Annotated in this window: 7 protein-coding genes and 1 pseudogene; 1 reads left to right on the forward strand and 7 read right to left on the reverse strand. The window is 33.8% G+C overall.

The genetic code is table 11. The features are described from left to right. The first annotated feature begins 54 nt into the window (after window positions 1-54). On the forward strand, window positions 55-2,130 hold the full coding sequence (locus tag MWH06_07860; protein ID UPA55105.1) for an acetyl-CoA carboxylase biotin carboxylase subunit: 2,076 nt from the start codon (window positions 55-57) through the stop codon (window positions 2,128-2,130). On the opposite strand, the gene MWH06_07865 is transcribed toward MWH06_07860, so the two are convergent. From MWH06_07865 to MWH06_07895, 7 genes and pseudogenes are all read right to left on the reverse strand, one after another. Further along, complete coding sequence (locus MWH06_07865) at window positions 2,079-3,140, reverse strand: COX15/CtaA family protein (protein ID UPA55106.1); 1,062 nt, start codon at window positions 3,138-3,140, stop codon at window positions 2,079-2,081. The two genes, MWH06_07860 and MWH06_07865, sit on opposite strands and share 52 nt — an antisense overlap. Next, on the reverse strand, window positions 3,089-3,487 hold the full coding sequence (locus tag MWH06_07870; protein ID UPA55107.1) for a hypothetical protein: 399 nt from the start codon (window positions 3,485-3,487) through the stop codon (window positions 3,089-3,091). Before MWH06_07870 ends, MWH06_07865 begins: the two co-directional genes overlap by 52 nt. Window positions 3,488-3,520: 33 nt before the next feature. After that, window positions 3,521-4,288: a glycosyltransferase gene (locus MWH06_07875; GenBank protein UPA55785.1), complete on the reverse strand. Its 768-nt coding sequence runs from the start codon at window positions 4,286-4,288 to the stop codon at window positions 3,521-3,523. A 420-nt stretch (window positions 4,289-4,708) separates the two neighbouring features. After that, window positions 4,709-5,179, reverse strand: a pseudogene (locus tag MWH06_07880) (hypothetical protein). A gap of 8 nt (window positions 5,180-5,187) precedes the next feature. Next, complete coding sequence (locus MWH06_07885; GenBank protein UPA55108.1) at window positions 5,188-5,667, reverse strand: hypothetical protein; 480 nt, start codon at window positions 5,665-5,667, stop codon at window positions 5,188-5,190. A 3-nt stretch (window positions 5,668-5,670) separates the two neighbouring features. Then, entirely contained in the window at window positions 5,671-5,898 is a 228-nt protein-coding gene (locus MWH06_07890) for a F0F1 ATP synthase subunit C (protein ID UPA55109.1), read from the reverse strand. Window positions 5,899-5,958: 60 nt separating this feature from the next. After that, window positions 5,959-6,684: a F0F1 ATP synthase subunit A gene (locus MWH06_07895; GenBank protein ID UPA55110.1), complete on the reverse strand. Its 726-nt coding sequence runs from the start codon at window positions 6,682-6,684 to the stop codon at window positions 5,959-5,961. Window positions 6,685-6,753 lie beyond the last annotated feature (69 nt).

A 6,753-nucleotide genomic window follows, 5' to 3' on the forward strand; every position in this document is an offset into this window, starting at 1 on the left:
GCAGGCAATGATATAGAAATTTACTTTCTCAAGCTAAGAAAGTATACTCATACGATGACGAAAAAGAAGTACAGTAAGATTTTAATAGCAAACAGAGGGGAGATTGCCTGCAGGATTATCAGAACTGCCCATAAGATGGGTATATCTTGTGTATGCGTATATTCGGATGCAGATGTAAATTCTGTGCATGTAAGACAAGCAGATGAGTCAAGATATATCGGCCCTTCGCCTTCTTGCCTCAGTTATTTAAACATTGAAAAAATATGTGAAGTAGCAGTTAAAACAGGTGCGCAGGCAGTTCATCCTGGCTATGGTTTTTTAGCAGAAAATCCAGATTTTCCACGTGCTCTGCAAAAACACAATATAGATTTCGTCGGGCCAAGTGCAGAAACAATAGAAGTTACAGCCAACAAAATAACAGCAAAAGAAGCGGCAAGAAAAGCTGGAGTGAATGTAGTGCCAGGATATATGGGTAAGATCAGCGATGCTGCCCACGCAGCTCAAGTTGCTGAAGAGATCGGTTTTCCCGTTATGCTTAAAGCTGCATCAGGCGGTGGTGGCAAAGGAATGCGAATTGTAAATTCCAAAAAAGAAATTGAACTAGCGTTCACATCAGCAACAAATGAAGCAGAGAAAAGTTTTAAGGATGGCAGTATCTTTATAGAGAAATATATAGAACTACCAAGACATATTGAAATACAAATCATAGCAGATAAATATGGCAATATAGTGTGTCTTGGAGAGAGAGAGTGTTCGATACAGAGGAATAATCAGAAAATGATAGAAGAAACGCCAAGCCCATTTATTAGTGAGAAGGTGAGACAAGAAATGTATGTTCAATGTGTTTCCCTTGCAAAGCAAGTTGACTATTTTTCAGCAGGTACCATTGAGTTTGTTGTTGATAAAGACCAAAATTTCTACTTTCTTGAAGTAAATACGAGACTACAAGTTGAGCATCCAGTGACAGAATTTGTAACAGGAATAGATATAGTGGAAGAAATGATCAGGATTTCCTGTGGAAAAAAACTGAGGTTCAGTCAGGATGATATTAAACTTACTGGTTCTGCAATAGAAAGTAGAATTTGCGCTGAAGATCCATCAAAGAAATTTTTTCCTTTCAGCGGAAGAATAAAATATTACGATAAACCTAGTGGAAATGATTATGTAAGAATAGATGATGGAGTTGCTGCAGGTTCAGAAATTAGCACGTTCTATGACTCAATGATTGCAAAAGTTATAACATATGGAAAAGATAGAGTAGAAGCGATCAGTAGAATGCAAAAAGCATTGTTTGAATGCTATATAGAAGGAGTAACAAATAATATAGAATTTCTAGAATCCATCTTCCATCACCCAAATTTTATCGCAGCAAAGCTCCATACGAGATTCATTCCAGATCATTACCCTAGTGGGTTTCACGGCGATTTTGTTACAGAGGAGTATATTAAAATATTTATTTTCACTGCGTTATATGTTCATTTGGAAAATGAAGAAAGGTACCATTATAAAGCAGTGAATGAAACACCTCAGGTGTCATTCCAGTGCTTGACACTGGAATCTAGTAAAAAAGAAGGGGCATCAGTATCAGCTACTCGGATGGCAGGTGACCGTGCAAGAGATTTATTCATAGTGAATATAAATGACAATGAGTACTCCGTAAATGCAAAATACCAAGATAATATATTAATAACAGTATATAATCACAATAAATACTCCGTTATAGGCAAGTGGAAATCAAGTTATAGATTGCTATATATCACAATTAATGACGATACCAATATAGCACTTAAAATAGAAAGACAAGGCAGCAAGTACTTCATAAGACATGCAGGTATGAAAGCTGAGTGTTGTATATTTAAACCTCATGTAGCTGAATTAAGTAAGTTAATGCTAAATAATGAAACAGAAGGGATTTCAGTAGATGCTGTAAAATCCCCAATATCTGGCTTATTAGTTAAGTTGCAGGTAAATATAGGAGATCAGGTGGAAATAGGACAACCTTTATTTGTTGTGGAAGCGATGAAAATGGAAAATATTATATGTGCTGAAGCAGCAATGGTGATAAAAAATATTCCCGTTCAAGAAGGAAAAAATGTGCAGATTGGTGATGTAGTCTGCTTCCTTAAATAACACAAGAAGTATAAACTTGACCCAAACAAGATAAATGAAAACACTTGATGAGCTATGGCAATGGCTATCGGTATGTGCAATAATAGAGTAATTACACCTAAAATGATCTGAATGACGACGGAGAGCAGCATAATATATACCGGTTTTATGCTAGCATTTTTTACTGTGAGTATTACTACCAAAGTTAGTATTAGCAATGCCAGTGCTCGATGTATAAATTGCACTGTCGCTCTGTTCTCAAAGATATTCAGCCATATAGGCTGTAAGAAAAATAAATCTTCTGGAACGATTTGTCCGTCCATTAGTGGAAAGGTATTGTAAATCAAACCAGCATTTAATCCCGCAACAAACGCACCGAAAATTATTTGCACTACAATTAGGGCCAAAATCATCCCTGTGTAGTATATAGTGTCACTACTAATCTTAAGTTTAGTTTGCTTTGGCCTGATTTGGTAATCAAAAAATTGATATGACAATAATGCAAAGACAATTAATGCTAATAATAAGTGAAGTGCAAGCCTATAGTGGCTAACATGAGGTTCAGTTACTAAACCACTTTTAACCATATACCAACCAGCAAAAGCTTGTAAAGCTCCAAATAACAATGCTACAAATAGCCTTATTACTACCTTTTTAGATATTTTTCTTCTTAATGTAAAATATATAAATGGCAGGACAAAAACTAAACCTGTTAGTCTTGCAACTAATCTGTGTACATATTCTATTAAGTATATAGCCTGAAATTCCTCCATACTCATACCATAGTTGAATGCTTTATACTCAGGTGTAGTTTCATATTTTAATTTTTCTTGTAGCCAATCTTGTCCACTCAGTGGTGGCAATGTTCCAGTGATGGGTTTCCACTCCGTGATTGACAATCCTGCTTTTGAAAGTCTGGTAAATCCACCAATCCCCACCATGAGAATTACCATAATACAGCAGAGAAAAAGCCAAATAGCTACAGGTTTTGATTGCCTTTGTTCCATAAACCATGCTGAGTTTTGTTCCATCGCTCAGGGTAAAGAATAAATTCCCACAAGGCAAGAAAAGCTGCAACACTATGTAGCAGACTATAGACCGGAAAAAATATCGATACTATATAAAAATAAAAAAGCATCTTTTGCTGTTTGACAGCTATTACCAAAAGAATCAGGTTAGTAATGTATACCACTACAAAGTAGTACAAAAATAATTCATTTAAAACCTTAGTTAATATCAATGAAAGCAGTAAAAATGGAGTAGTAAAAAATATAAAAGCTGCAGAGCCAACAAAAAGATTCAATAGCAAAATTCCCTTAAATCCAGTGTGTTTATAAAGAGACTTTATATTTTTTAAATGAACAATATAAGTTTGCATATAGCCTTTGATCCAGCGCGCTCTTTGCTTAATTCAAGCAAATACAGCAATTGGTGACTCTTCCAATGTTTCTGAGTCAATCATCCTGGTTTTATATCCCGTTTGCGCAAGTCTTAAACCAAGGTCAGCATCTTCGGTAACACTATAAGCATCCCAGAAAAACAATTTTTTTAGAATTTTTACTGAAAAATGATTACTGCTACCACCCAAAGGCATTGGCATGTTCATTTTTTGGAATCCAGGCAATAAGTATTGAAACCAGTTCATATACTCCAGAGAAAAGGATTTTGTGAGAAAATTATAATCACAATTATAGTAATTTAATTTCGCCTGTACACAGGCAAGCTTATCGTCGCCCTTATTAAATTCAATCAGTGCTTTTTTTAACTGCAATGGGTCTGGTTTATCGTCCGCATCATATATTACTGCATACTTTCCTCTAGCAAAGCTCATAGCATAATTGCATGACTTGGCTTTTGTTCTAGGCAAAGAATGAGGCACTTTTATTACTTCAAAATACTGTGGTAAAGTGTACTTTTCTATAGCTGCTAGCGTTTCCTGGTCTTCACTTTCTACCAGAAGCTTTACATCTAATTTCGACTTTGGATAATCCAAACTTTTAACGCTTTCAATTAATTGCCCTATTACTGCACTTTCTTCAAATACAGGCAGTAAAATAGTATATATAGGTTCATTCAGCTTACTATAATCCACTTTTTGGTTGGAGGTTTCACATAAGTTAAAAATTGTAGCTATAAACTTGAATAAATAATTAGAACATCCGATTATAAATATCAACATCAAAGCAAAATATGTATATTTCTCTGTTAGTGTTAAAATTGAAGTTACAATAAAGAAAGAAGCAAAAAATATTGAGCTTAGTTTAATGCTTTTAGCTGAAAAATTAGCATTCTTGTAATATAAGTAGTTGCTTGCAAATTCTGAAATACCAAAGTGCGAGTTAAGAAGATTTAAAATCTGTTCGCTATCCACTTTTATTAATACATAGTCAATACCGTAATGAGCTTCGACCCAACGGTTGATATCTCGGCTTGTGTCTTCAACCATAAAAAAAGTAGTATCATTTAATTTTTGCCAAGGAATCATATTAAATTTATAGTAAAAAAGTTTCTCTGGCTCTTTGCACAAACTAGAATCAAACTTAATTTTTTCTACATTATCAGCTTGAAGTATAGGTAATTGTTGCATTAAACCTAATGCAATTTTTTTATTTAAGTCACGTGAAAATGAAGATATGACCTCGCTACTACGCTTATCATCTTTACGTTCATGCATTATTTTTTTTACAGCATCAGCAGCGATATTCGCTGTGTTAGCCTGTAAATCTCCAAGAGCTTTTTCAACTTGGTCAGTGACTTTCTTCAAGTTAGAATGGGCATTGTCATCTAATGTCTGATCTAGCTGCTGTCTATTGTGCTTAATGATACTATTAGCTTTATCAAGTGCTTCATTCATCATTTTATTAACTTCTGCATCTAATTCTTTGTATTTTTCAGAAGATTTTTTGTAATACTCCAACATATCTTTTCTGAATTTTTCAGTTTCTTCACTTGAAAATTTGCTTTTGTTACGCTTATTGTTAAGCGCATTTTTTATCACTTTCTTCAGCAATTTATACGAAAGGACAAAACTTACCAAGAAAGCAAGACCGATAATCAGTGATGTAGACATAAAAACCCCTAAAATTCTTTGGACACCAAGTCAGCAACAAACTCCTCTTCAATTTCAGAATTGGTCAATTTAGTATAATAAATTAAAGCAATACTAGTAGCCATTTGTTTTAACTGATCAGTATATTCAGATTTAAATTCTGCCACTTTTTCTTCAATAAGCTTGCTCTTTTTTTTGTCTTCCTCTTCTAATATATTCTTAACATTAGCTCTCATTTCTTCTACCTGAGCAAGTGCATCATCTATGATTTTTTTTGCCTGTATTCTAGCTTGGTTTAAAGCGGCATTATACTTGGCAATCTGATCTTCCGTAAGTCTTAAAAGATGAACAGAACTATTAAAAGAACCCAATACTTCTTTACTTCTAGTGCTTATTATTTCATCTAACTTTGGTAAAAATAAACAACTTACTACGAAAAAAAGTGAAGAGAAAAAAATTAAAAACCAAAAAACTTGAGAAAAGAAGGTTGAAACATCAAGCTGTGGCATGTGTTAAGTACGAAATATCAATATCATTGCAATTACAAACGCAAGAAAACCCATGACTTCAATCATGCCAGCACCAACATAAACATAAGGTCTCATCTTCTCTTCCGTGCCAGGATTTCTTGCAATCCCATTTAGTATACTAGAGAAGATATGAGCTACGCCTAAAGTAACACCTAACATAGCAAACACCATCAAACCAATTGCTATAAACTTTAAAGCTACTAAATCCATATATTACCCTTAACTATTCCTTAATAATATTATAAAATGTTCTACAGGTAAGTCAAGTACTTACTTTACTGTATCCGACAAGTATACGCATGTTAATATAGTAAATATATAAGCTTGCAAAATTGCAACAAATACTTCAAATCCTATTAGTGCAATTATAAACAAAAAAGGTGCAGGAATGAAAAGTACGTTCATATTCACAATCAATCCTGCTATCACTTTAATGACTGTATGACCAGCAATCATATTTGCTGCAAGCCTTATTGATAGGCTAATCGGCCTTACTAAATAAGTAAGCAGCTTAATAATAATTATTATAGGTGCAAGCCACCAAGGAGTTCCTTTTGGTAGCAATATGCGTAAAAATCCTACTCCCCTTTTGTTAAATCCAACAATTGTTATATAAATAAAAACTACCATCGACAAAGCAAAAGTGACTATCACATGACTTGTAACCGTAAAGCTATAAGGAAGAATACCAACTAAATTACACGATAAAATGAAAATAAATACTGTAAATATCAAAGGAATGTGCTCCAAACCTTTGCTTCCAGTGTTACTTTCTATTATTGAAATAACAAAATCATATACATACTCAACTGCAGCTTGTAAATACCCTGGTATTACTGACCCCTTTTTTATTCCAAAAAGCAAAAAGAGTATCACCAATATCACCGAAATCATCATGAAAAGAGATGAATTGGTAAAGCTTACGTCATACCCAAATAACCTAGGTAGCTCTATTATTGTATATACTTTAAATTGTTCTAGCGGATTTAACGCCATCTTGACCCTGTATACTTAAACTGTAACAGTAAATAAAGTATGAATTTTATAGGACAAAGTCAAGAATGT

The sequence above is a fragment of the Wolbachia pipientis genome (assembly GCA_023052945.1).
GTDB lineage: Bacteria > Pseudomonadota > Alphaproteobacteria > Rickettsiales > Anaplasmataceae > Wolbachia.

Excerpts from the sequence above, each read along its gene's own strand:
- MWH06_07870 (UPA55107.1), bottom strand. The coding sequence starts at position 3,487 with ATGCAAACTTATATTGTTCATTTAAAAAATATAAAGTCTCTTTATAAA.
- MWH06_07895 (UPA55110.1), bottom strand. The coding sequence starts at position 6,684 with ATGGCGTTAAATCCGCTAGAACAATTTAAAGTATATACAATAATAGAG.
- MWH06_07865 (UPA55106.1), bottom strand. The coding sequence starts at position 3,140 with ATGGAACAAAACTCAGCATGGTTTATGGAACAAAGGCAATCAAAACCT.
- MWH06_07875 (UPA55785.1), bottom strand. The coding sequence starts at position 4,288 with ATGTTGATATTTATAATCGGATGTTCTAATTATTTATTCAAGTTTATA.
- MWH06_07860 (UPA55105.1), top strand. The coding sequence starts at position 55 with ATGACGAAAAAGAAGTACAGTAAGATTTTAATAGCAAACAGAGGGGAG.
- MWH06_07885 (UPA55108.1), bottom strand. The coding sequence starts at position 5,667 with ATGCCACAGCTTGATGTTTCAACCTTCTTTTCTCAAGTTTTTTGGTTT.
- MWH06_07890 (UPA55109.1), bottom strand. The coding sequence starts at position 5,898 with ATGGATTTAGTAGCTTTAAAGTTTATAGCAATTGGTTTGATGGTGTTT.